The sequence below is a fragment of the Chitinophaga oryziterrae genome (assembly GCF_009758125.1).
GTDB lineage: Bacteria > Bacteroidota > Bacteroidia > Chitinophagales > Chitinophagaceae > Chitinophaga > Chitinophaga oryziterrae.
Map to the genome: position 1 here is coordinate 1,789,945 of NZ_WRXO01000001.1, position 24,535 is coordinate 1,814,479.

Annotated in this window: 19 protein-coding genes; 15 read left to right on the top strand and 4 right to left on the bottom strand. The window is 40.7% G+C overall.

Features of this window, described 5'->3' with window-relative positions:
- Position 1: 1 nt before the first annotated feature.
- Together GO495_RS07400 and GO495_RS07405 are read left to right on the top strand one after the other, a co-directional pair.
- Complete coding sequence (locus tag GO495_RS07400) at positions 2 to 379, top strand: SRPBCC domain-containing protein (protein WP_089786143.1); 378 nt, start codon at positions 2 to 4, stop codon at positions 377 to 379.
- A complete protein-coding gene (locus GO495_RS07405) occupies positions 379 to 852 on the top strand; it encodes a hypothetical protein (protein WP_157299033.1) in 474 nt (157 codons plus the stop codon). Before GO495_RS07400 ends, GO495_RS07405 begins: the two co-directional genes overlap by 1 nt.
- Here GO495_RS07405 and GO495_RS32050 read toward each other — a convergent pair.
- The 3 genes from GO495_RS32050 to GO495_RS07420 form a co-directional block, all read right to left on the bottom strand.
- Positions 847 to 2,766 (bottom strand): glycoside hydrolase family 97 protein, encoded by a 1,920-nt coding sequence (locus tag GO495_RS32050; protein ID WP_205691212.1) that lies wholly within the window; start codon positions 2,764 to 2,766, stop codon positions 847 to 849. The genes GO495_RS07405 and GO495_RS32050 overlap by 6 nt on opposite strands.
- A 106-nt stretch (positions 2,767 to 2,872) precedes the next feature.
- The gene (locus tag GO495_RS07415; protein ID WP_157299034.1) at positions 2,873 to 5,254 is read right to left on the bottom strand and encodes a TonB-dependent receptor; all 2,382 of its coding nucleotides are present in this window, start codon (positions 5,252 to 5,254) and stop codon (positions 2,873 to 2,875) included.
- Positions 5,255 to 5,561: 307 nt separating this feature from the next.
- Positions 5,562 to 9,725, bottom strand: coding sequence for a sugar-binding protein (locus tag GO495_RS07420; protein WP_157299035.1), 4,164 nt, complete (start codon positions 9,723 to 9,725; stop codon positions 5,562 to 5,564).
- Between the two features lie 447 nt (positions 9,726 to 10,172).
- Between GO495_RS07420 and GO495_RS07425 the strand changes: the two genes are divergently transcribed.
- The 7 genes from GO495_RS07425 to GO495_RS07455 all read left to right on the top strand — a co-directional run bounded on the left by GO495_RS07425 (position 10,173) and on the right by GO495_RS07455 (position 16,812).
- On the top strand, positions 10,173 to 10,739 hold the full coding sequence (locus tag GO495_RS07425) for a hypothetical protein (RefSeq protein WP_157299036.1): 567 nt from the start codon (positions 10,173 to 10,175) through the stop codon (positions 10,737 to 10,739).
- Between the two features lie 208 nt (positions 10,740 to 10,947).
- Positions 10,948 to 11,409, top strand: a complete 462-nt coding sequence (locus GO495_RS07430) for an SMI1/KNR4 family protein (RefSeq protein WP_157299037.1) — start codon at positions 10,948 to 10,950, stop codon at positions 11,407 to 11,409.
- A gap of 227 nt (positions 11,410 to 11,636) precedes the next feature.
- Entirely contained in the window at positions 11,637 to 14,282 is a 2,646-nt protein-coding gene (locus GO495_RS07435) for an RHS repeat domain-containing protein (RefSeq protein WP_157299038.1), read from the top strand.
- 14 nt (positions 14,283 to 14,296) lie between these two features.
- Positions 14,297 to 14,599, top strand: a complete 303-nt coding sequence (locus tag GO495_RS07440) for a hypothetical protein (protein ID WP_157299039.1) — start codon at positions 14,297 to 14,299, stop codon at positions 14,597 to 14,599.
- A gap of 245 nt (positions 14,600 to 14,844) precedes the next feature.
- Positions 14,845 to 15,594 (top strand): nucleotidyltransferase domain-containing protein, encoded by a 750-nt coding sequence (locus GO495_RS07445; RefSeq protein WP_157299040.1) that lies wholly within the window; start codon positions 14,845 to 14,847, stop codon positions 15,592 to 15,594.
- A 3-nt stretch (positions 15,595 to 15,597) separates the two neighbouring features.
- A complete protein-coding gene (locus GO495_RS07450) occupies positions 15,598 to 15,975 on the top strand; it encodes a hypothetical protein (protein WP_157299041.1) in 378 nt (125 codons plus the stop codon).
- Between the two features lie 351 nt (positions 15,976 to 16,326).
- Positions 16,327 to 16,812 (top strand): DUF6896 domain-containing protein, encoded by a 486-nt coding sequence (locus GO495_RS07455; RefSeq protein WP_157299042.1) that lies wholly within the window; start codon positions 16,327 to 16,329, stop codon positions 16,810 to 16,812.
- A 206-nt stretch (positions 16,813 to 17,018) separates the two neighbouring features.
- On the opposite strand, the gene GO495_RS07460 is transcribed toward GO495_RS07455, so the two are convergent.
- Positions 17,019 to 17,756 carry a protein phosphatase 2C domain-containing protein gene (locus GO495_RS07460; RefSeq protein ID WP_157299043.1) on the bottom strand — a complete coding sequence of 246 codons (738 nt, stop codon included), beginning with the start codon at positions 17,754 to 17,756 and terminating at the stop codon, positions 17,019 to 17,021.
- 202 nt (positions 17,757 to 17,958) lie between these two features.
- On the opposite strand from GO495_RS07460, the gene GO495_RS07465 reads away from it, so the two are divergent.
- From GO495_RS07465 to GO495_RS07490, 6 genes are all read left to right on the top strand, one after another.
- Positions 17,959 to 18,564 carry a class I SAM-dependent methyltransferase gene (locus tag GO495_RS07465; protein ID WP_157299044.1) on the top strand — a complete coding sequence of 202 codons (606 nt, stop codon included), beginning with the start codon at positions 17,959 to 17,961 and terminating at the stop codon, positions 18,562 to 18,564.
- Between the two features lie 319 nt (positions 18,565 to 18,883).
- Positions 18,884 to 19,585 (top strand): DUF4386 domain-containing protein, encoded by a 702-nt coding sequence (locus GO495_RS07470; RefSeq protein WP_205691213.1) that lies wholly within the window; start codon positions 18,884 to 18,886, stop codon positions 19,583 to 19,585.
- A 211-nt stretch (positions 19,586 to 19,796) separates the two neighbouring features.
- Positions 19,797 to 20,153, top strand: coding sequence for a hypothetical protein (locus GO495_RS07475; protein ID WP_157299046.1), 357 nt, complete (start codon positions 19,797 to 19,799; stop codon positions 20,151 to 20,153).
- A gap of 620 nt (positions 20,154 to 20,773) precedes the next feature.
- Complete coding sequence (locus GO495_RS07480) at positions 20,774 to 21,121, top strand: hypothetical protein (protein ID WP_157299047.1); 348 nt, start codon at positions 20,774 to 20,776, stop codon at positions 21,119 to 21,121.
- A 155-nt stretch (positions 21,122 to 21,276) separates the two neighbouring features.
- Positions 21,277 to 22,848, top strand: coding sequence for a hypothetical protein (locus GO495_RS07485; protein WP_157299048.1), 1,572 nt, complete (start codon positions 21,277 to 21,279; stop codon positions 22,846 to 22,848).
- A 252-nt stretch (positions 22,849 to 23,100) separates the two neighbouring features.
- Complete coding sequence (locus GO495_RS07490; protein WP_157299049.1) at positions 23,101 to 24,201, top strand: hypothetical protein; 1,101 nt, start codon at positions 23,101 to 23,103, stop codon at positions 24,199 to 24,201.
- Positions 24,202 to 24,535 lie beyond the last annotated feature (334 nt).

Below are 24,535 nucleotides of genomic sequence, written 5' to 3' on the forward strand. Positions count from 1 at the left end.
TATGAAGGATTATAAGAAACATTTTGTGGTTCCGGCGCCACCTGAAGATATATACAAAGCACTGACCAACCCGGCTACCATCCAGCTGTGGACAGGCGAACCTGCAGAGATGTCTGACGTAGCAGGCTCTGAGTTTTCCCTGTGGAGCGAAAGCATCACCGGTATGAACCTGGAGTTCGAGAACGATAAAAAGATCGTGCAGGAATGGTATTTCGGAGAACAGGAAGAAGCATCTATCGTTACCATCATCCTGCATCCCAGCAAAAAAGGAACGGATGCAGAACTGAGGCATACCAACATTCCTGATGAAGCATATGATGATATCGTAGAAGGATGGAACGATGCTTATTTTGGTGCTTTGGTAGATTTTTATTCCTGATGAAAGCTGCCGGTCTTACCGAAATAAAGAAAGAGTTAAATGTGGTGCCTCCTGCCCAACTGGTAGAGCTATGCCTGCGACTGGCGAAATTCAAGAAAGATAACAAAGAACTGCTTTCTTACCTGCTGTTCGAGTCGCATAACCTGCAAGGCTATATTGAAGCGGTGAAAGAAAACATGGATACCGAGTTTGCAGCAGAACCGGGCAGAGGTCATGTTTATTACATCAAGAAACACTTGAGGAAAATACTCCGTAATACTAATAAACAGATCAAATATACCGGCTCTAAACAGGCCGAAATAGAACTGTTACTGTATTTCTGTACCAAAGTAAAAGAATCCGGTATTAAGGTGAATGATAGCCTTGCATTATCTAATCTGTATCAGCAGCAACTTAAGAAGATCGAAAAAGCTATTTCAGCGCAGCATGAGGATCTGCAATATGATTATCTCCGGCAGCTGGAAAAGTTATAATGCCCGCAACCTTGCCACATAACCACCACCTTCTTTCATATCGATCCTGATCTTTTCCCCCGCTTTTATTTTTTTATTGATCTTTGTCAGATGTGCAGGCTGTTCTCCGGCATCTTTCGCATCCTGCCATATCTCCATTTCATAATTCCCGGCAGACAGAAAATCCAGTTGCACTGTCAGCGTCCTTTTAGATTCATTGGTCATAGCTCCTATAAACCAGTCATTCCCGCTTCGTTTAGCCAACGCGATATATTCACCGGGATAACCTTCCAGTACTTTAATATCATCCCATACAGTGGGCACAAGCCGTAGAAAGTCAGCTCCCGGTTGTCCGGTCACATGCTCAGGATCTTCACAGAATACAGTAAAAGGGCTCTCGTAGATCACAAATTTGGATAACTCTGCACAGCGGGTATTCATTACCTGCGTAGGCGTTTGCTGTTTAAAATCTTTAGGGGTTACATTGAGAAACCCGCCGGGCGTATAGTCCATTTGTCCTGCCAGCATACGTGTAAAGGGTAATGTTACATTGTGTCTGGGTGTAACTTTATGAGAGAACTTGGAATATTCTTCGCCCATCACACCCTCCCGGGTGATCATATTAGGATAAGTGCGGATGATGCCATCTGGTTTATAAGCCCCATGAAAATCTACCATGAGATGATGTCTGGCTGCCGCTTTTATGATATCATGATACCAGTTCACCATCTCCTGATCATCTCTATCCATAAAATCTATTTTCACACCTGCAATTCCCCATTTCTCATATACAGGAAAGGCTGCTTCAAAATTATTATTACTGTTTACATCTGTATTATACAACCACACCCAGCAACGTACATTTTTCTCTTTCGCATATCGTAGTATTTCAGACATATCGAGCTGTGAGGCTGTTTTAGTAATGTCCGCTTCCGGCTTATTAAATGTACCATACCATTGCCAGTCTATCAGCATATAAGGCCATCCCATCTGTGAAGCGAGGTCTATATATCTTTTGATAGTAGGCATGTCCATTTTCACTTCGCCGCTCCACCAATGGTCCCAGGCGCTCATACCCGGTTTAATCCATGATGGGTCTTCAATCGCACAGGGATCATTCAGGTTCTGAATGATCTCAGAGGCGATCAGATCGCCTGGTTTTTCAGCCAGCATTATCACACGCCAGGGAGTAAACAGTGTATCTGAAAAGCGGACTTTTACGCCGTCTTCAGATTCACCCGGTAAAGGCGCCAGTTTGGTCGTTAAGCCAATTGATTTACCTAAATAGAATCCCGGATAATTATTGATATTCGCTTCTGTAATAGCTGCATAACTGTTTTTGTTCAGTTCTATCAGCATCGGTAAACCTGCAATGGTATGCTCGTTCACAGAATCAAGCGGGCGTGCATTAAATAATCCTTCCTGTGAAGTTGAATAGCCCCCATATTCTGCTATCCATGCTTTTGCGTCACCGGCAAACCTGAAACCGGTGATTTCTTTCGTTATCTCCCGGTTACCTGTTTTCCTGCTTCTGTATAGCTTATACCGGAATGCGATACCATCATTATAAGCCCTGAAAAAGAGGTCCATCCGGCGCATTAAACCACCTTTTTCTCTTAGTCTGATCTCCATCTCACGATAATTATTATTGATGCTGGCATGTTTGGATTTTACTACAGGCGTCCATGTATCGTTTACTAAACGAGTGATCGTGTCGAGTACTAACATATCTGCGCCCATTGCCGGTTCATGCTTAAACTCAAAACCCAGTGAAGAAGGAGATATCAGCGGAGTCGCATCCTTACTGATACTATACTCTAAAACACCCGCTGTATTTACGTGAATGGTAATCCTGTTATCCGGAGAGCTTATTGAAATATCCTGGGCAAATACACGACAACTAACAATGCAAAGAAGGAATAACAGTCTTTTCATAGTGGAAATATTTATTAAATGTACATCTGACACTACTGCAATATACAAAAAAGAAGGCGTCTCAAAAGTAATTGAGACGCCTTCTTCAAATATTTATTCCATCGGATCAGAGCCTGTAGGATACTGTTACTGATAGTTGTGTGGGTGGAATGGGATTGATACTATAATTCTCGTGTACATAATAGTTATAAGTATTTGTAATGTTTGATACTTTAGCCAACACTGCAAAATGCTTATAGGTATAACCTGCGTTCAGATCTATCGTGATAAAACCATCTACGGGGATCTGTCTGTCATATGTATACGACTGGCCAATTGTATTGTTCCAGCCACCGATACGTTTTCCAATATAATAGGCGCCTGCGCCTACTTTCAGACCTTTTAACCCGCGATCTGAAAACGTATAAAAGGCGGTAAGATTGGCCGTATGTGCAGGGGTATTGACAAGACGTTGTCCTACAACATAATTGCCTTTCTTATTCTCGTTTTTTGTGTAGCGCATATTATTATAGCTATATCCGCCAATAATGTCCAGACCTTTAACCGGGTGGCCCGACAAATCTACTTCTACACCATCGCTGATCGTTTGCTGGTCCGTTGATTCCTTCACAGAGGTATTGGTATTTTCAGTACCATCTGCTTTGAACAAAGCCATTTGTGTAAAATTATTATTCACGATACGGTAAGCTGTTACATTGGCAGAGAGCGCGCCTTTAAAGAAATCATTTTTAATACCAAGTTCAAACTGGTCAATGATAGATGGTTTCAAGGCATTGTTGTAGATGTCCGTTCCGGTGTTAGGTGTGAACGAATTGGCATAACTGGCAAATACAGCCATTGTATTAATTGGTTTATACACCAGGCCTACACGGGGAGAAAAGGCTTTATCTGTTTTAGGCATCCCTCTACCAATACTGTCTTTTTTAGTATAGTAAGTCGTGGTAGTAGGCTGTGCTTCCTGGAAAGACCACCTGATACCTGCCAGTACTTTCACTTTTTCACTGATCGAGATGAGGTCCTGCACATAGGCGCCAAAGCGATTGGTAGGTATGCTTGCAAGTGAGCTGTCGCGATAAGCAGGAATGCCGGTACGTTGTATAAATTTGTTGGGATCAAACAGGTTCAGCGTATCATATATGGTAGGCTGAACATAGGTATAAGTTTTGTTCAGGTAGCGGTCGGCATCAGCACCTACCAGTAAAGTGTGTGCAATTTTACCTGTATTAAACTTCCCGCTGAGGTTTACCTGGGCAGCATAATAATCTTCCACAGATCTGGTCTTATTTAAAGGTCTTGCCCAGTCGCCATTGGCCTTAAACTGAATACGTTCTGTGGAATAATAATCCCTGCTGTATTCCTGATAAGAAGCAGAGCCGTTGAGGCTCCAGTTATCATTGAAATGATGTCTTATGCTGGCGGTAGCGGTAGTTTGCTGCGTTTTCGCATATTGCCATGATGTACCAAAAAAAGCGGAGCGGGATACATCAGGAATCTTATTATTATCTATGGACCCGATGCCAAAGTCCGGTGTAAATTTATGATAGAGGTAATCGCCTTCCAGTACTATTTCCGTTTTATCACTCACTTTATATAACAAAGATGGATTGATATAATACCTGTCTGAATGTACCACATCGCGGTAACTGTTTGCTTTTTCGTATGTGCCGTTTAACCGGTAGGCCAGTTTGGCATTAAGAGGACCATAAACATCAAAGGCGGGTTTATATAATCCATAACTACCTACCCTCATGGATATTTCTCCACCTTTATAGAATTTAGGTTGTTTGGTAACCATATTTAAAATACCACCGGGAGAAACATTCCCATATAAAATGGCAGCGCTTCCTTTTAATACTTCCACTCTTTCCAGTCCGCTTACTTCCGGCATAGCCCCACTATTTACGCGGGCTCCGTTCTTAAACATATTGGTACTTGAAAAGGCATATCCACGGGCAGAAAAGTTCTCCTGTGTGCTGCCCCTTTCGGTTGCCAGGTAAACGCCATTTATATTTTTTATCACGTCACTCAGGCGCATGGCCTGCTGGTCTTTGATTACCTGTTCATCTACAATTGCAATGCCCTGAGGCAGGTCCATTACCGGCACGGCCAGCTTCCCGACGGCCACTATTTTCTGATTTACACCTTTCTGTGCATTCACTACCACTTCTTCAAGCTGGGATGCTTTCCGGGACATGACAACGTTTACAGGAAGAGAGGTATCTGCAATTACCTCGATCTGCTGTTCCTGCGTTTTTATGCCAATATGTGAAATCCTTAATACATATTCGCCGGCAGGTACTCCCTGAATAAGATAGGTACCATCTTCGGAGGTGATAACCCCTTTTTTCAGGGCAGGGATGCTCACATTAACAAAAGCGATTGCTTTATCATCGGTAGTACTTACTCTCCCCTTTACGGTTCCGGTATTTTGTGCCCACAGCGTAACAGGGAGTAATATGCAAATCGATGTGGTCAGTAAAAGTCTCATGACAGAAATATGTAAATTGTTCACTACAGTTAAGAATTGTGCAAAAGAAGCACAAGGGAGCCATTTATTGTAGACGAATCGGGAAATCCATTTGCGCAATCGGGAATTTATTGCTTTTCAAGCGGGGGTTTATAGAATTAAAAAAGCCTTGCAATCATCAGATCGCAAGACTTTTTTAATATACAATAGATTGATATTCTTCATTTTATTACTAATGAGGCTGTATAAATTCCTTTAGGCTATATAGAAACGTCCTATTTCCGTTCACCTTTGGGAAGTATCAATCATATTATAAATTCTCAATACATTACTGGATCAGCAACTTCTTTGTAAAGGTCTTATCTCCAATAACATATTTCACTACATATACCCCTTTTGGTAACTGCTGTAAATTCAGCAATACTTCGGGTTGTGCTTTCGTTGTATACACTTGTTTTCCATTCAGATCATACACAAACAAATGCCCGTTAGCGGTATTCCCGGATATCAATACTTTCGCACGTCCGTCAACAGCCGGATTCGGCAATATCTTCATATCAGGTTGTGCTATTTCTTTGACAACAGCTACCGCTAAAGCCGCAGGTAAAGCGGACGATAATACCACGGTACCATAATCAGCGGTACTCTGATAATTATTGATCGTACCAGTCCATACTGCCTGACCATCCCTTGCTCCTCCATTATCGTCATCGTCATAACCCGCATCAAACCCGAACGTCAGACCGGCAGCGGGAGTAAGACCCAGCTGTGACCACGGAATACTGATTTCTACCGTATAACCACCAGAAATAGCAGCATAGGCATGCTGAACACCTGTCACCGCTACCTTACTGAAAAGGGTACTGCTGTTATACGCTTTAATGAACTGGTTATCCTTTCCATCAAAACTACTCAGCTTGTTATTATTGGCATCGATGAATACTTCCACGGCATCATTATCCCATGAATCAGGAGAATCACTGTATAACGAAGCATCCAGTACTTTCACGCCAACATACAGGTTCGTATTATCCCATAACACGCCAAAAGTGGCGGTATTATTGGGGGAGCCAGTCGTGGTTTTGGCAATGGACCTGGAAAGGTTCCAGCTACTCTCATTTAAATTACCATCCACGGTGATCGTACCCGCAGGATAAGCGGTTAAGGCATTCGGATTGCTCACCGTACCAACAGTTACCTGTACCTGGTCTGCGGCCGTTAAAGTACCGTCGCTGACAGTCAGCTGGAACACATAGGTACTGCTATTCGTCAGTCCTGTAATAACCGGATTAGCAACTGTTGTACTGCTAAACGTCACGGAAGGACCGCTAACTTTCACCCAGCTGTAAGTCACAGCATTGCCTTCCGGATCACTACCAGTGCCCTGCAGTGTTACAGACGTTGTATTCGCTGCCAGTGTCTGGTCTGTGCCGGCATTCACAACAGGGGGCTGATTAGCCGCACCATTGCAGGTAGTCAGGTATACAGTGCCAAATACGGCAGGGTTCTGGAAAGCGGTTGTATTGGTCGCAAAAGAGGCAATCTGCGCATCGCGGGTACCACCATTGTCATCATCATCGATCTGTATGTCCAGTCCTAATGATTTTCCGATAGAAGGAGAGACGCCGATAGTAGACCATGGAATAGCTACTTCCAGGTTATACCCTGTAGTGGTAGCATATTGCTTAAAGTTGATACCGGTTGTCCTGTTGACAGAAGAACCACCCACATGAATGGTATTGTCGTTCCAGCGGAAGCCCAGCTGGAAATCATTGATACCATCATACGAAGTACCTTTGCTGTTATCTCCATCGATAAATATTTCCACTACATCATCTTCCCACCAGCTATCACCGGAGTCTGCATATTTAGTGGCATCATTTACTTCTACCAGTAAATAGAGGTTCGTATTATCGTACAATGCACGCCATTTACCGGCATAGTCAGCAGGGAGGGAACCGAGTATTACATTGCTGATATTCTTCACCGGCGCAATCGCCCATGCACCATCGATCGCCTGATCGATAACAGGAGCGGTACCTGATACCTGTGCTATCACAGGTGCCACACAAGGCGGGTTATCATTATCGGCAATAGTGATCACCGCAGTGGTATCACCGCCAAGATTATACGTACTGTCTTTTGTAAGAGATATCCTTAATGTCTCAGGGCCTTCGAAACTGACATCATCTACCGGCGTAATAGTGATAGTAGCGGAAGGATTCGCTGCTGTAAGCGTAATCGTTCCGTTTAAAAGAGGGCTCGCTGTATAATCACTACCGGAAGCCGTACCACTAACCGTATATTTCACATGGATAGTTTGTGAAAGGGAAGAGGTACTGATGGTGAACACGCCGGCAGCACCACCTTCAGCCGCAGCAGGCGTCGTAGCTACTACATTCACACCGGGCTGTATCGTTACTTTACGTGTAGCCGTAAAGTTACCACTGACGGTAGTGACAGTAATGATCGCTGTACCATAACCTACTGCAGTAACTTTACCACTGGCATCTACAGTGGCAACTGCCGTATTGGAGCTGCTCCAGGTAACATTCTTATTCGTAGCGTCCACAGGTAATATATCTGCGGAGAGCTGTAGTATTTGTCCTGTTGTAAGCGTGGTATCATTGGCAGGTTTGATACTCACACCGGAGGTAGGAATATTTATATTCTGGATGATAAGCTGGAAGCTGTTGTTTTTATTGATATAAGCACCGGATTCCGCATTCGTCACTGTCAGATTATTAAACGTAGCAGTTTGTGAACCCGCCTGCACATACAGGCCAAATCCGCCATATACGTCCGCAGGTACATCGCGTACTACAGGATCAAGACCAGTACCATCAATCGTGGTATTGTTAAATACCAGGTGATGAATACCGTTCCCGTAAATCTGAATCGCATCACGCTGGGAACGTAAAATAGTATTGTTATCAAACTGCATATTAAAAATCCCGCTGCCACCTGCATAGAACTCTATAGCACCGCGTTTCTGGTCCCACAGGTCATAGCTGCTACCGCAACCGGACATGGTATTCTCATACACCTTGATCACATCTCCGGGATATTCAAACGTAAACCCGGGGAAGTCGTTTGTAAAACGGATAGCAGATCCTGCTACACCATCCTTGATCAGGTTATGATGTATCTCATGACCGGTACCTCCAAACAATGCGATACTACCAGCACGCCAGTTATCTTCGATCGTATTATATCTGAAGATATTATTCCGGCAGGTCTGATTGTTACCGGCAGCATTAGCAGGCCATACAGCCAAACCATCATCGCCGTTATTACGGACACTGGATTGCTCTACAACGGAATTGGAAGTACCCTGACAGAAATTCACTCCATCTGCATAATTATTCCTGATACGGCATTTAGAGATCACCAGGTCTGTCGTCACATCAATAGGATATGGAGGGTCGTAACCAGCTATCCAGAACCCGCATTCAAAATGTTCTACCCATATATCATGAATACGTGATCCTGATCCGTAAGTACCCATAAAACCTTTGTAGGTCTTATACATTTCTCCTGGTAAACGGGGATTGGCTTCATCATATTTCAGCCGGTCATTGTTGATGGTATTCAGTGAGAAATTGGAGATCTCCACATTGCTGGCGCGGGCCATGATACCACCATAAAATTGTTTGTCGGTAGAGAAGTATACCTGTGTATACCACACACCTGCTCCCTGTATTTTCATGTTGCTGACATTCAGCGGCAGCTTATCACTCAGCAGGAACCTGCCCGCCGGGATATACACGTTTTTACCCTGCGCGGCAGCAGCGGCGATACAGGCATTGAATGCAGCGAAATCGTCTGTCTGGTCATCTGCTACAGCGCCGTAAGCTGTAACGGACAAATAGTTGGCAGGTTGCGTTAGTGCAGTTGGTACAGGTTCCAGTTCAATAAAATCCACACCATAAGTAATGGCGTCGCCATTATCTTTTTTGATAGCAACGGTAGCACCGGCATTAATGGGATTGTCCAGTTTGAAGTGTACTTCATCAAAGCGCATGAACGTTTTGCCGCCAGGCGTCTGTACAGGATCTGCCTGTGGGAAGTACTGATACGCCCAATAGGAACTAAGGGCAATCGTCTTCACTTTAGTGCCATTGACATACAATCCCAGGGAGCCGGTCAAACCGGCCCCGGTATTGTCATCCGGCATGGTAAACCGCAGGTTTACACCTTGTGCGGATTGTGTGGCGGTCCATTCAATACTGGCATTATTAGCGGCCAGACTTACATACTTCTGATCGGAGGCTTCCGATGCGATGTCTGTCTGGATGAACTGCGGTGATTGCTGTATTGCAGCACCACCGCTTAAAGTGCCGTTATCCGCCTCATAACGGGCATAAGGCAGCTGATAGGCGCCGCGTGGCAGTCCGTCGCTTTGTGCGTGTGCGTTGGTAAATAAGAACAATAGCAGTATCCAGCCGGGCAATTTTGGCAGGACCGAGGGAAAAGAGTGGGTCTTTCTCATTGTTGATAGGTATTTAAAATGGATAACAATTGCTGATGGCAGTGCATCAGTATTTAACGTGGAAAAAATTTCATTCGTGGTAATATCAAAGGAAATGAAGAACTACTTACCGGGCAATTAGTATAAAGGAAATATAGAAAACAGATAGTCAGAAAAGAATTCAATCTGCTGAATTATAAGGTTATACGAACTTTGTAAATATAGACGGGTTATGAGCCATTCAGGACTATTATTTATATGTTATCACATGAAAGTGTTAACGGGGAATCCTGTTAGAACCGTTTTTCTCTTTTTATAAGGGATGAATGCACCTGGATATTTTAAACAAATAGGAAATGAGTGTGCTTATCTTTGTTGTCTATGAAGCAAGCAAAAGTGTAAATGCAGGACAAATCACAGGCTAAAAACTGGTATAATGAATATTATTAACTCCCATTAATCATTAATATGAAAATTCAATTTAACATTCAGACCGTTGGCTATATCGTAGCCGAACTTGAAACAGAGGATGAGAAAATAAAAATTGGACATAGCTATGCATATGGAGATAAATTTCAGGAACTTTTAAATGGGCTTTTTTTTGTTTATAGCTGTCGTAGAGAAGCAAATGGCGACATCTTCCCATACAGTTTTGAAATCATGTGGTATGATGATCGTGTTAATTACTCCTGGATTATAACGGCTGACAGCTTGCAATCAGAATTAGAAATAAGAATTATTGAGTTATCTCCAACCAGTTCTATTTATAGTCGGGAATTATGGAAGAAGAATTTATCATTCGATAACTTATTTAATGAAATTTATTCCTCATTAGATAGACTTTTACTGGAATTTGGTTTCATTGGATATAAGAATAATTGGGAAGTCGGTAACTTTCCTTTAGGCGAGTATCTTATGTTAAAAGCTGATAAATTTCATTTTAACCTGGAATTAATGAATATAGATGAAGAAGAATGGAAGAATAAAGTGCCAATTAAAAGAGAATTGGATCTTGTTTTATTTGATCAGCATTAATCTTTTTTCGGACTATACAATCAATCTTATCAAAGCTAAATCATCGGGTGGGGTAAATCCGAATACATGCTGCAGCCTTTTTAGCTTCAATTTGTAAATCTCAACATCGTAATGAAAAAAGAAGGATTTGATTTTTTATTATTTAAAGATACAGATTTAAGAATGTGGAAGTAAATGTTATAGATGGCATAAAGAAGAAAAAATAGATATGAATACTATTCAGGAACTTGTTAAGCATTTAGAAGGCAAGGGTTGTGAACTTTTTCCCTGCTCAAAGGTTGATATTATCGAGGCTGAGAAATACTTTAATATTGAACTTCCTTTAATCTATAAGGAATTTTTACTTGTTATGGGTAATGGGGCAGGAGCTTTTATGCGAGGATCTTCTGTTTTTTTAAATGAATTATATGATCTTAAAGATGGCGCAATTGAAATTATGCATGATAATAATTTAGGGCTTTTGCCAGATAATGCGTTTGTTTTTTGGTTGCATCAAGGATATCAAATGGCATATTTTCTTATTGATGGACCAAGTTCCCTTCCCGTATATTATTTTGGAGAAGGCGCAGGTATAAATGAGGTTAAGCTGATTTTTGAACGGTTTATTGATTTTTTAGACGCACAATTGCGCATGTCAGGGTTATCAGTGAAGCCATCAAGATCAAAATAGCAGGTTGCAAATAAAAAGTATAGCCAATTAACCTCAAAATGGTTTAAGGATGCTAAATCGCCACTAGGTTTGTTCAGTGGCCTCAGTCGCTTCTGGTACGACAATTTGGGTAGAGTAATCTATTCTCAGAATTCGGAGCAGAAAAACCTATAAATGGCAATAGCAGCAATCGCTATAGTTATACCATCTACGATGGTCAGGGACGAATTAACGAAGTAGGCGAGAAGTTGGCTGTTGTGCCGCTGGCAGCTAACCCATTCCTTAGTTCAAATGATGTGTATTCATTCCTGTACTCAGGTGGCGATAGTGCACAGATCACCCGCACTTATTACGATGAGCCTTATGCAGACGCTGGTCTTTCTCAGGATAACCTGCGCAAGCGCGTTGCTGCGGTTACTTTCCAGGAAACATCTGCGGGTAGTCCCCAGCAGGCTACTTATTACAGCTACGACCAGATCGGTAACGTAAAAACGCTGTGGCAGCAGATACAGGACCTCGGTACCAAACGTATTGACTATCAATACGACCTTGTGAGTGGGAAGGTAAACAAAGTACGTTACCAGCAGGGTTCCGCAGACCGTTTCTTCTATAACTACGAATACGATGCAGAGAATCGTTTAATAAAAGCCCGTACGGGTATCAACAGTACTTCTTCCGATGGCTGGGAAATAGAGAATGCCAAAACAGATGCAGCTTACCGCTACTACCTGCATGGCCCTCTTTCCCGCATGGAATTAGGCAACACAGCGCTGGTTCAGGGTCTCGACTATGCCTATACCTTACAAGGCTGGTTGAAGGGTGTAAACGGCAACTACCTATCCGCTACTAACGACATGGGTAAAGACGGGGTTGTTGGCTCCCCACGTGCCGTTGTTGCCCGTGATGCCTACGCCTACACCCTGGACTACTTCAACGGTGACTATCAGCCTATTGGTGCGTCCCAAACAGCCCTTACTTTGAATTGGTCACCTCAGCAGGGTGATGTAATGGGCCGCAATCTCTACAACGGTAACATCAGCCGTAGCACGCTTGCGCTATCCGATATCAATGCCGGTTCCTCAGTAGGCTACACCTACCGCTATGACCAGCTAAACCGCTTAACGGCGATGCGTCAGCACGGATTGACAGTTGGTGATACGACTTGGAATACGACATCTATTGGCTTCCCTTTCAAAGAAGATGTCAAGTATGATGGTAATGGTAACATTCTCAGCTATGTACGTTATGGCAGTGGAGCCAGCGGCAAGGGCCTTCCTATGGATAGCATGAAATACATCTATCCCCGTGACGCTTCCGGTTACCTTACCAGTAACCGCCTCACCCAGGTACAGGACTCCGTTGTTAATGATGCTTACACAGAAGACATATCAAATCAATCAACAAACAATTATCTTTACGATAACATCGGCAATCTGATAAAAGACACCGAGGGTGGTATCTCCAACATCCAGTGGACAGTCTATGGTAAAATCAAAACCATCACAAAAGCCGATGGGAGTTCTTTGGAATATCGTTATGACGCGTCTGGTAACCGTATCTACAAGGCTTACACCCATGCCGGTGTCACAGACAAAACCTGGTATGTACGTGATGCACAAGGCAATACGCTAGCTGTTTACTGCAACAAAGACGGTGGTACCACCCTCTATTGGAAAGAGCAGCAGCTCTATGGCTCCAGCCGCCTTGGCATCTGGGAACCCAACCTTACTGTCGGCACCGACGCCAGCACCATCTGGGATAACCTAGGCCTCAAACGCTATGAGTTAGCCAACCACCTAGGGAATGTACTGGCCACCATCACGGACAAACCCGTCCTGGAGGGCGACTATTACAAAGCAGAACTTTTAAGTGCACAGGACTACTACCCATTTGGTATGTTGCAGCCTGATAGGAGTTATTCGCTTGGTAGTTATCGTTATGGGTTTAATGGGCAAGAGAAGTCAGATGAAATAGGCGGAGAGGGTAATAGCTATACAGCAGAGTTTTGGGAGTATGATACGAGAATTGGGAGGAGATGGAATTTAGATCCAGAACCTATCACTGGAATTAGTGAATATGCCACATTTAATAATAGTCCAATATTATATAGCGATGCGTTAGGGAATTACTCAGATCCTCCTGGACCTAAGGATTATTTAAAAGGTGCATGGAGTTTATTAACAGACTACTATAATGATAAGGTTTCTAAAGTCTCCTATGCAATTAACCAATTCGATATAAGTCTAAAGACCGGCGACCAAATAAAAACTGATTTTAAAAGGAATCTAGGATACCTTGGAGGGTCTCTTTTTGGAGCAATGGATGGTTTGTCTAGAGCAAGTTCTCTGGGTTTGATCCATAGGAGTGCCGAAAGTTTAGGATTAAATGCGGAACAGACGGAGTGGTTTAATGCAGCTTCAGATGTTTGGGCAAATGCGGGAATGATAGAAGGGGTAGGTAGTGGAACATCTCCTCGGCTTTCTTTAGTTGCAGAGACTCAAGTAGCAAAGACTACCGCAAGTTTGGAATTGAAAACAGCCGCGATAGTCTATTCAACTGCTAATTCTGGTCAAAGCAATGGGCAGAGTCAAAATGGTTCAGGCAATACTAATTCGGCTGGAACCAATAAGCCGGCCAAGACTTCGGGATGGGTAAAACCGTCTGTGTTTAATTCATTGGATGCCGCTCTTCAGAAAAAAGTTGCTGCCGCAATTGAAAAGGGCCTTGTTGCTCCTACAGGGCAACAAGGTATAATCAAGTTAACAGCAACTGAAGTTAAAGAGACAGGATATCAATACAAGGTGAAAATCTTAGGAAAGGGCGGAGATATTCGGATTTATGGTAATCCATTGCCGAATGGGCATATTTACTTTGACAAAATAGGAGGACACTAAATTGACTTCGAATTATGATAATTGATATAAGTAAACAAGAGTTAGCCTTACTTTATACTAAGGCTAAAGAAAAGTATAATAATTGTATAAACAATGAAGACAATGCTTTCCTGGAGGAAGAGGTCCCGGTACCATTTAATACAATTGAATTAAAAGAATTTGATATAAAAATTGTCTTTTCTCAGGAAGACACAGAGACATACGTACTGGAAATCGCCATAGGCTTATGGGATAGATCTAATCAATTTATAGGAAAATATGTGTTCATTGAAGATGATAGGGGCAATGCTGTAGACGATAGTTTAGTATTCTTTTAGCGTAGAATTGGATACTATTAAGGATGAAATTATTAAAAGGATGGGCGAACTCCAGCGAATGTATTCGCTAGAGTAGTGTTGTGAAAATTTAATCTTGCAACATTTGAACAAAGCGAAATCAAAGCGTAGTCGTATCGGCTGCGCTTTTTCCGTTATAGTGTAGCAATATTTTTCTGGAAGAAGTCTTTGAATTTAGATTTAGTCAGCATTGTATAGGTATTATTAAGGATCAGATTAAGGCTAAAATGGAACTTCAGCATGATGTGGAAGTACATAGAATCGCTAATCAGCCTCGTTTTGTAGCTACTGGGGTTTCAAAAATTCCTACAAGCGTTAAAGTGCATAGTTATTATACTCAGAATAATACAACAAGAAACTTAGCGAATGCTTTTACGTTGGGAATAGATGGCCTATTTTATAACTTGTTTAATGATTCAAAGATTGTTGGAACCTCTATAATCAATGGCCCACAACATTCTACAGATTTAGCAGGGAATAAAATTGATGAAAAAGGTAGGATAATGGCATTTACAAATGTCACTGGAACATTATTAAGCTTAGGAGAGTTTGCGTCAATGCCTCGTCCGCAAGGCATAAATGCGAAAGATTTTAGTGCGATGTCAAAATATTTGAAATCAACTGTTGGGGATATCAGTAATGATATTGTAGTAGTACAGGGAAGCAGAGCTTCTGGCACAGCTACAGCGGCTTCTGATGTAGATATAGCCATTAAAGTAGCTCCGGAACAATTTGATGAGTTAATTTCGAAGGCTTTTGGTACACCTAATGTTGGTAGTGCCAAATGGAAAACGATGCAGCACGCAATTAAAACGGGTAAGATTACTACAGGTGACGCTGGTTTACGAAGTGTAAAAAATGGGTTGCTAGAAATATTGGACATGAAAGTAGATCTTTCAGTAATAAAAAAAGGAGGGCCCTTTGATAATGGTGTTCAGATTCCAATCAGAGGAGCTTCTGCCAATAAAACAAAGTGACATATGATTAATTGCTCTATCTATGTTTCAGGCTTAGTGTCTGAAGAAAATTTAAAAAGCAGATTCAGCTCTTTTCTTAATGCAGAAGTTAATGAAATATCGTGCGTTGATAAAGGAGATTATAAATTATATATAGAGGAGAATGGAGACTTTGACGAATATAGACAAAGAGATTTTCCCGATGGTTTTCTATATTTTAGATATCTGACATATTTGGAATTTAAAAATGAAACTGTAGAGGCCCTTTATGTAGATGAAACTACAAGAATATTAAATTGGCTATGGAGTCAAAACTTGGCTGCAGTTGCGGCATGTGATTATGAAGCCTTATTACCAGAGAATGGTGGTTATAAGAGCCAAAATGTTCCCTGGATAGATTAGTGTTGTCGTTAGGGCTGAGGAATAGATGAATCTTATATTCCTGATCAATATTTTGATATGATTGCAGGTGAATTCTTAAAAGAATTTGAAAAGGCCAAAAGCGATTTATCATAAATAAATAGATTCACAAACAGTGAATTAGGTTGCCTCAATTATTTTTTAGGTGACCTAATTTTGATTGAGGGATAATAAAATCAATTTATAAAAATGACCCCTAAAGCTTCTTGTAAATAATTTTTAATTGATTGAATAAAAGAAAGACGGATAACTCTTTCCTCATCCTAATGTATGAGTACTAGACCATATTTATTTCCTGTTGAGTGAAGAGCGTTTAATAATTATCAGGTGTTTGTGATTGTTTTAATTCTGGAGATAAACATTGTAGGCTCAAAAAAAGCCATAATTAAAATGAATCATAAAGAAGACGAATTATTAAAACTAATAAAAGATTACATAGCATGTTCAACGTATATGTGTAACACGTTGAAGGAAAGCTATAGTACTAATGGAGAATCTTTATTAGGAGCAAGAAGAATTAATATAATTCCTAAAGAAGGCGTTTTGGAAGAAGGTTATTTTTTTAATTTTCATGGCGGAGGTTGTTATTTTGAATTTGATAATAGTTCAATTGATGTAGATTTTGGGCCTGACGATAGATGTGATGGTTTCGATAGTCAAAGGTTACATGAATTTTTAGAATCATCAAAAAAAGAGTATGGTTATTCGTTTTCGGAAGGTGATATTAACAATTCTCTGGAGAGGCTATTAGAAGAAAGAATTGTAATAAAACCAGGTTGGTTTCCTAATCCCCATCTTTTTTACCTGTCTGATAAATAAAAAGTAAAGCAGCTCAATTTGAGCTGCTTTACTTTTTATTTATCAGATATCTGGCTCATCGTCCAGAACTGATAAGGGATTATTTTTTTAAGTTTCAACATCCTACCTTCAAAAAAAATATTTAGTCGTTGAATAGTCAGACTCCAATTACGAAGTGGCCGAGTCTATTCATCCATTATTCTCTGAGAAGCCAAATGTAATAATGGCTATACAATCAATCTTATTAATGCTAAGTCATCCGTGGGCTTAAATCCGAATACATGCTGCAGTCGTTTCAACTTCAATTCCAGCATATCCTCATTATTTGCTCCACTTTTATCATGTATCAGAAAATCGATAGGGTCAATCACCTCTTCTACAGGTATATCATTTAGTTTTTCAAACATGGCTATTCCATCAGTAGCAATACTGATATCTGAAATAGCATCAAAAGTAACTTTCTGTGTTTGATTCCTATACCATGTTTGGAAATCTTCGCTTAAATGGAATCCTATATAATCTGGTTTATTATCCTGATCAAACTCTGTAATCTGTCCATTTATGCTTATTAAACCATCTCCGATTACCATTACAGATCCAGTATTAGATTTTTTATCAACTAATAAAATGATAAGAGTCGTTAATAGCTCCTTAGTATCTAACAATAACTGCTGCCTGGTAATATTTAATTCAGAGAATAATTCCTTCATTATTGATTTCAGCATAGTTTCAATATCAACATCAACACTATCAAAACCATACAATTCCATATAGCCTTTGGTCTTTGCTATTTTTCTTAGAATTTTCCCAACTAAAGTAGATGCAAAGTAACTGTCAATGCCCATTGTACAGCCATCCATAACTGCACATAATAACCTGTTACTGCCAATTTCCTCAATAACGAGATAGTCCTCACAATGGTTTATGTGGTATTCCCCGATTTGTTGTACTGAATATATTTTCATGTGTAAGAGAATACAAAGGTATAAAACAAATTCAAAAGAATGAGCATGGGAGACTTTAAATGCTTGCACGTAAGATATCTTAAATCAAATTTTAGCTCTGTACAATTAATATTATTAATGTGTAATAGCTCTCCAACTTGATCTCAACATTGCAATTGAGGGTTAGCTTTTATCTTACATTTGTTATATTCATCTCAACTGTATGGAAAACGAAAGAAAGGATGTTTTTGAGGCGTATAATGTTATTGCCAACTGGTTTTCGGAAAACCGATATCAGGGATTAATGGAGAAACCCTACCTGGATAGCTTAATTGATATTATAGGCAAGGGAGCGAACATATTGGATCTTGGCTGTGGAACAGGAATGCCTATAATGAATTATCTTCTAATCCAGGGAATGCAAGTTGTGGGGGTTGATGCCAGCTACTGCATGCTGGACATTGCAAAGAACAATCTTCCGTCTGCTGATTTCGTGCAGGCAGATATGCGTCAACTTTCACTCAACCAGAAATTTGACGCCATTATTGCATGGAATAGCTTCTTCCATCTTTCCCCCGAAGATCAACCCTCTATGTTCAATATTTTCAAAAATCATTTGAATAGCAGGGGAGTGTTGTTGTTCACATCGGGAAAAGAACATGGAGAGGCTTGGGGTATGAGCGGGGGAACAAACCTGTTTCACGGCTCACTGGATACACATCGATACCGGTCACTTCTTGAAGCCCATAATTTCCGTATTCTGCAATACAAAGAAGATGATCCTGAATGCGGTAATGCTACTGTATGGATGGCACAATTATTCGATTAATCAGAAGCTGTGGTAATTTTCCAATACAGAACTTTTATAAAGAATATTTATTCCTGTAAGATAAAGTCTCATTAATTACCGTACGCATAACTGATCCGGGTGGTTCTTCGGAACTACCTTTTTTATCCTGTTTTAAATAGCTTTAGTTGGATAGCAGTATTTTATACATATATTTGTATATCTGTATATATTTGTATTGCATAGGGACATTCTCCTTACTTAGTTTCTTCTTAAGTTTTAAGTACCAACCAGCTATAGCGAAAAGAAACGCCTTGTGCTATAAAATAATACCTACAAAAGAGCAGAATAAAATAAAATGATGACAAACAAAAAATTAGCAAGGATAGCAGGACTACTTTATCTGATCGTTATTGGCACCGGTCTTTTCGCCGAAGTATTCGTTCGTCAGGCATTAAGGGTATCTGGCGATGCTATAGCAACTGCTCACAACATTCAGACATCTGAAATGTTGTATCGTTTGGGTTTTGTTGCCGACCTTACTAATTTCATTATCGGTCTTCCGTGTATACTTATTTTTTATATTCTGTTTAAGCAGGTTAATAAACATCTTGCCACACTTGCTATCTTTTTTGTAATTATACAAACAGCAATTATAGCAGTTAACTTACTGAATCAGGCTTCTCCTTTGCTTTTTTTAGGAGGAGGACAATACCTGAAATCATTTCAACCTGATCAATTGGCAATGTTGTCAAATCATGCGCTTGACCTTCAGGCGGAAGGTTATGCTATAGGGTTAGTATTCTTTGGATTTTATTGTTTAATAATTGGCTATCTTATTATTGAGTCTACATTTTTACCCCGGATATTAGGAGTACTCTATGGTCTCGCCGGTTTATGTTATATAATTAACAGCTATGCCATGTTTCTTTCACCAAATTTTGCAAGCGCACTTTTTCCTTACATTATGATTCCTTCTTTTGTCGGAGAATTTTCAGTTAGCTTATGGCTTCTGATTATGGGCGTGAAAGAGAATAAATCGTCTGAAAAAGATATACAATAGTTCAACAAAAGTAAACTATCTCCGAATAGAAGACTAAACAGGACCTGGCGCAAAAGATGGCGCCCTATGAAACAAGGTACTGATAATATTTATCTTATACCATTAACGTAAATAAATCATCATCGTGATAAACATTTTCAGACCCGATTACGACCGTTGGGAAGGGGTTCCCAGAATTAAGATTTACCTTTTAAGATCATTATATGTACTGATGGCTCTTTTTCTGGGAAAGGATGTCTGGACCTTTATTTTTACGCACAAAGGGGCATGGGATCCTGCTGAAGCTATGAACTTCGCCGTTTGGGCATCTTATTCTGTTTTGGCATTATTAGGCATCTTGTATCCGCTCAGGATGCTTCCTATTGTGATGCTGGAAATACTTTATAAAACCATATGGTTAATACTGGTTGCTTATCCATTGTGGATGTCAAACCAGCTGGCCGGTTCACCGGCAGAAGGGATGGCGTTCGTATTTGCATTAGTGCCTCTGCCGATTATCGCGATGCCTTGGAAGCATGCTTTCAGAAAATATGTCCTTGTGACTAAAGATGATAAAAAACGGAAGTGAGTCAAAATATTCGGACATGATAAAGTATAGCCTTAAAAGGTGTCGGTTGATGGATAGATCTTCTTTTTATTCAGAGTACAAATAGAAGTGAATCTTCATTTGCTTGTAATTAGTGTCTCGTCCGGAGAGTGTCCGGGGAGTCTCTATATGTAGAACATACTTTGAACATACGTTGGATATAGGTTGAACATTCTTTGGTCGGTTCGGAAATGACCAAAGAATGTTCAACCTATATCCAACCCATGTTCTACATATAGAGACTTCCCGATGTCCTATACTACTTGAACTAAAAATTCTGTTAAATGTTGGGTCTGTGTAGATAATTTACACAGATTGGTCTTAATTTCGTTACACGAACTGAAGGAAGGAAAGGGCTCTTACCAGTTGTTGAAAAACACCTCCACTTTGTCTCAATTAGCTACAGTTAACTCTGATTTAACCCGCGTAGCATAATTACTCAAAATTTAAAAACAAAAAATAATGGGAATACAATTAAAAGGACCATTCGGTGGCTTTTCAGGCAAAACCGGTCTCCTGATTGGGACAATTATAAAAGGTAGAAGCATTATGGGGGGCCGAACCCCATGCACCTGTTCTTGATTTGCATAAAAAACTAAGCGATGAATTATATTCGTCACATGCGGAATTTTTACAGCCTCGTAGAAAAGGATAAGCGTCTGAAACCCTGGCACATTACATTGTACATCGCACTGTTCAACACCTGGGATAAGTACCATTTTCCGCCACTATTCGAAATCTCACGTGACCCGTTAATGAATGGCAGTCATATAGGCAACAAGAATACGTTTGCCAAAACGCTTAAACAACTGCATGAATATGGTTACATCATTTATCAGCCGGAATTACGCAAAGGGTATTACCCGACAGTAATACTTTTCGGGTTAAATGATCATGAGATTCTAGAAAATCAGTTGAATCTTTCTCCTGAGAGTAGCATCTGTCCCTGATACAATTGCCAACAGTAGAGGAGTCTCTGTTTTTTAAGAATGATTATTTTAGTATCTAACGGTTAAATAGATAAAATAACTAATGTGATCATCCTCAGCTAATTACGACAAATAATCATAATTATTTGTAGCTTCGCCATTCAAATTTCCCCACTATGAAGTGTTTTTTCGTACCTATTTTACTGTTACTGAGCCTATTCTCGAGTGCACAGTTAAAAACAATCTCTCAGAGCCCTGTATTTGCTGAGGATGAATCCGTTGGAATTCAGCGTGTATTACTCATGAAGAACGGTAATACGTTTTATCTGAGTCTGACCAAAAAAAACCTGACAGTCAGGGTATTTAGTGATAAATACAAAGCTAAAGCGACTAAACAGCTGCATCCGGAATTAGGCAAGGGGAGCAGTTTTAAAGTCAAAGGGTTGTTTGACATTAATGGTGAAGTGGTGGTTCTGGTCAGTGCTGTTGAGAACCATCAGGTAGTGCTGCAACGACTGATCATTGATGGTGTTACAGGAGCATTAAAGAGTGTAGATAAAATCGGGGAGCTGGAAAAGGTGTCTTACTTTAAGCTCGGTGGTGTTGCCTTTGCAAATATACCGGAACCGGATTTTTTCTCAGAAGCATTGCCGGAAGGGAATGGTTATGCGGTAGTAGCAATGAACAGCTTCGTCTCTGACAGGAACAAGCGTATTGTCGTTTCAATATTTGATACTGATAACAAGGAGATTAGCCATGCATATTATAAGTCGCCAGAAGAGAAATATAAATACATGGAATATCAGGGTATGATGGCTTTGGATAAAAACAAACTGAGCGTGCTGGCATATGGGTATAATACCAAATCGTCCGGAGGAAAGGAATGTCAGTTGTTACTGGCTACTTTAACAAAAGGAGATACTTTACTGGAAACAGAAAGTCTGGGTACCTCAAAAAAACCTTCAGAAGTAGCTGTTGCCAGATACAACCCGGTTTCTAAGAAGATGATGTTGCTTGAGTTAGAGGATAGAACGGCATCCGTGTCGATTGTAGATCCTTTCAAAAAATCTGTATCAGGAAAAATTGATATAGGGTCAAATGGCAAAAGCAGATCAGATATGCCACAGAATTTATTTACGAATGAAGATGGCAGTTTTTCAATTGTATATGAGAAATTGTCAGTCAGTTCTAACGTCCCCCACATCCCCGGTCTGTCAACGGACCTTGGACATACTTATGGTTACTATACTTCAATTGAAATGGAGGACTATACTGTTACAGTGATTGCCGCGGATGGGCAGGAAGAGTTACAGCATTATGTAATACCAAGAAATCATGTCAGGAAGAATATGATGAGAAGTTTAGCCTTCAATAATGCTTATACAAATTTTGAGAACGCGGTGGATCAACCTTCACCAATGGAATCATTTAACTACCTGAGTGCCGGTGGAAATAACTACCTCCTCCTGAACGACGATGCTGATAATATCGAAAGAATACAGGCAGGAAAAAATCCACGTAAAGTAAAGTCACTGGATGACTGTGATGCGTTTTATTATACCCTCAAAGGTGAAAAGGATACACCTCCCAGCGACTTTCTCTTTGGTAAACCAACTGAAAAGAGAAATTACAATAAAGCGCTATTTAAAGCATGTGATTACAATGCTGACAAAAAAGTATACGTGGTAGTAAAGCAGCAACAGAATGGGAATGATGGTGGCTGGAAATTAGTGTGGATGAAACCATAACCTGAATGCTATTGCTGCCGGAATAAAGGATCAGGATAACTCCTGCCTCCAGGTTTGAATTTGGAAAATAATGGATTAATATTCGCAAACAGCAAAACATACTTTACGGGCATCTTTAAAAGTGACCTGATTCCTGAAATTCATTTCATGACTGCCGTATTATTGCTGCATAAGGAATTAATTTCGTGTTTAAACCTATAATTGTGATTACCCAAAATCTGTTTCCCCATTATTAATCTTTAAATAAAATCTATGAGAACTAAATCCATGTATGTAGCTGCATGCTGTATTGCTATGCCCCTACTGTTTGCCGCATGCTCCAAACAGATGAAAAACGATCCACTATCCCTTAAAAGTGGCATTGCCGCAGCAGCTCCCAATCCTGACGGGGCGATCTTGCACAAGTTCCTGAGGGAAAACGGTCCTGCATTTGAAACATTTACCATCAGCACACAGGACCAGAGTGTGATTAGAACGAGATCCGGTAGCACTTATACGATCTCAAAGAACTCTCTGACAAAACCTGATGGCAGCCCTGTATCTGGTAGCGTACAGATTTCTATTAAGGAAATCAGTACCCCTGCCAACATGATTTTTGCTGACAGACAAACCGGGACTAACAAAGGAGAGGCCCTGGTATCTTACGGGGAATTCTTTGTCCGTGCCCAACAAGGTACCACCACATTGAAGCTAAGAGCAGACAGCGCCATAAAAGTACAGGTTCCTGCCAAGGTAGACATCAAACAAATTCCAATGTGGGACGGCGATACCACCGTAACCGTTTCGACTTCCGGGTATGACTACATCAATCAGTTTATAACCGTTACTACCCAGGTGAGTGCCAATAAAGGAATAGACTGGCAGCAGGTGACTACTCCCGGTTCCGCATATGCCTTATTTGACGGTACTACCAGTACGCTCAATTTCCGCCTCGATAGCCTGATTAAATGGAGGAACTGCGATGCCCTGGCCAGCAGTTCGAGTTCTAAAACAACCGTACTGGCTTATTTTACGACCAATTACAATCCTGCAACCGGGACCAGCTATAGCGGGGAAGAGCCTTCTATGCTGTATTTCAAACCTACAGGTCAGAATACGATCATTAAGTTCTACAATACTATCTTTACACCTCCGGCAGGTTTTGAAGGATTCCTCAGCTATCAGAATACCATCCCTGTTGGCCAGTCGGGTACCTTCCTGGCAATTTCCTCCATCGGCGGTGTATTCTATGCCGAGAAGAAAGCTGTAACAATAGCAGCCCCCGTAGGCAGCTTAAATTATACCACCGTTAGCTTTAATCCTGTTCCTGTTTCAGCGACTGCATTGGTAGCGCTGATTAACAGTATGAATTGACCATAGCTTTATAAAAAGACAGGGCTAAGGATACTACAGTATTCTTAGCCCTGTTCATACCAACACTCGCCGATAAAATCCTCCCATTAATGGATTTTTCAACTTAACACTTTGTTAATTCTAAAAACTTTATCTAAGTTTAACCTCAGAATCCTGCCAATTAATCTTACCTGTAATTTTAGCACACAACAACGGTTTTTTGCAAGTGAACATGCAACCAATAAGCTTATGATATAACATCTAAGAGAAACGTAACTTTCTTCCAATTACCCATGTAATTTATTTAGTGAACTGAAATCAAGATCTGGTCAATAAGGCCGGGGGGATAACTATT

Coding starts and splice junctions, on each gene's coding strand:
- GO495_RS07400 (WP_089786143.1), top strand. CDS start 2: ATGAAGGATTATAAGAAACATTTTGTGGTTCCGGCGCCACCTGAAGAT.
- GO495_RS07480 (WP_157299047.1), top strand. CDS start 20,774: ATGAATTATATTCGTCACATGCGGAATTTTTACAGCCTCGTAGAAAAG.
- GO495_RS07470 (WP_205691213.1), top strand. CDS start 18,884: ATGACAAACAAAAAATTAGCAAGGATAGCAGGACTACTTTATCTGATC.
- GO495_RS07485 (WP_157299048.1), top strand. CDS start 21,277: ATGAAGTGTTTTTTCGTACCTATTTTACTGTTACTGAGCCTATTCTCG.
- GO495_RS07425 (WP_157299036.1), top strand. CDS start 10,173: ATGAAAATTCAATTTAACATTCAGACCGTTGGCTATATCGTAGCCGAA.
- GO495_RS07450 (WP_157299041.1), top strand. CDS start 15,598: ATGATTAATTGCTCTATCTATGTTTCAGGCTTAGTGTCTGAAGAAAAT.
- GO495_RS07475 (WP_157299046.1), top strand. CDS start 19,797: ATGGCTCTTTTTCTGGGAAAGGATGTCTGGACCTTTATTTTTACGCAC.
- GO495_RS07445 (WP_157299040.1), top strand. CDS start 14,845: ATGGAACTTCAGCATGATGTGGAAGTACATAGAATCGCTAATCAGCCT.
- GO495_RS07465 (WP_157299044.1), top strand. CDS start 17,959: ATGGAAAACGAAAGAAAGGATGTTTTTGAGGCGTATAATGTTATTGCC.
- GO495_RS07440 (WP_157299039.1), top strand. CDS start 14,297: ATGATAATTGATATAAGTAAACAAGAGTTAGCCTTACTTTATACTAAG.
- GO495_RS07405 (WP_157299033.1), top strand. CDS start 379: ATGAAAGCTGCCGGTCTTACCGAAATAAAGAAAGAGTTAAATGTGGTG.
- GO495_RS32050 (WP_205691212.1), bottom strand. CDS start 2,766: ATGAAAAGACTGTTATTCCTTCTTTGCATTGTTAGTTGTCGTGTATTT.
- GO495_RS07490 (WP_157299049.1), top strand. CDS start 23,101: ATGAGAACTAAATCCATGTATGTAGCTGCATGCTGTATTGCTATGCCC.
- GO495_RS07460 (WP_157299043.1), bottom strand. CDS start 17,756: ATGAAAATATATTCAGTACAACAAATCGGGGAATACCACATAAACCAT.
- GO495_RS07415 (WP_157299034.1), bottom strand. CDS start 5,254: ATGAGACTTTTACTGACCACATCGATTTGCATATTACTCCCTGTTACG.
- GO495_RS07420 (WP_157299035.1), bottom strand. CDS start 9,725: ATGAGAAAGACCCACTCTTTTCCCTCGGTCCTGCCAAAATTGCCCGGC.
- GO495_RS07430 (WP_157299037.1), top strand. CDS start 10,948: ATGAATACTATTCAGGAACTTGTTAAGCATTTAGAAGGCAAGGGTTGT.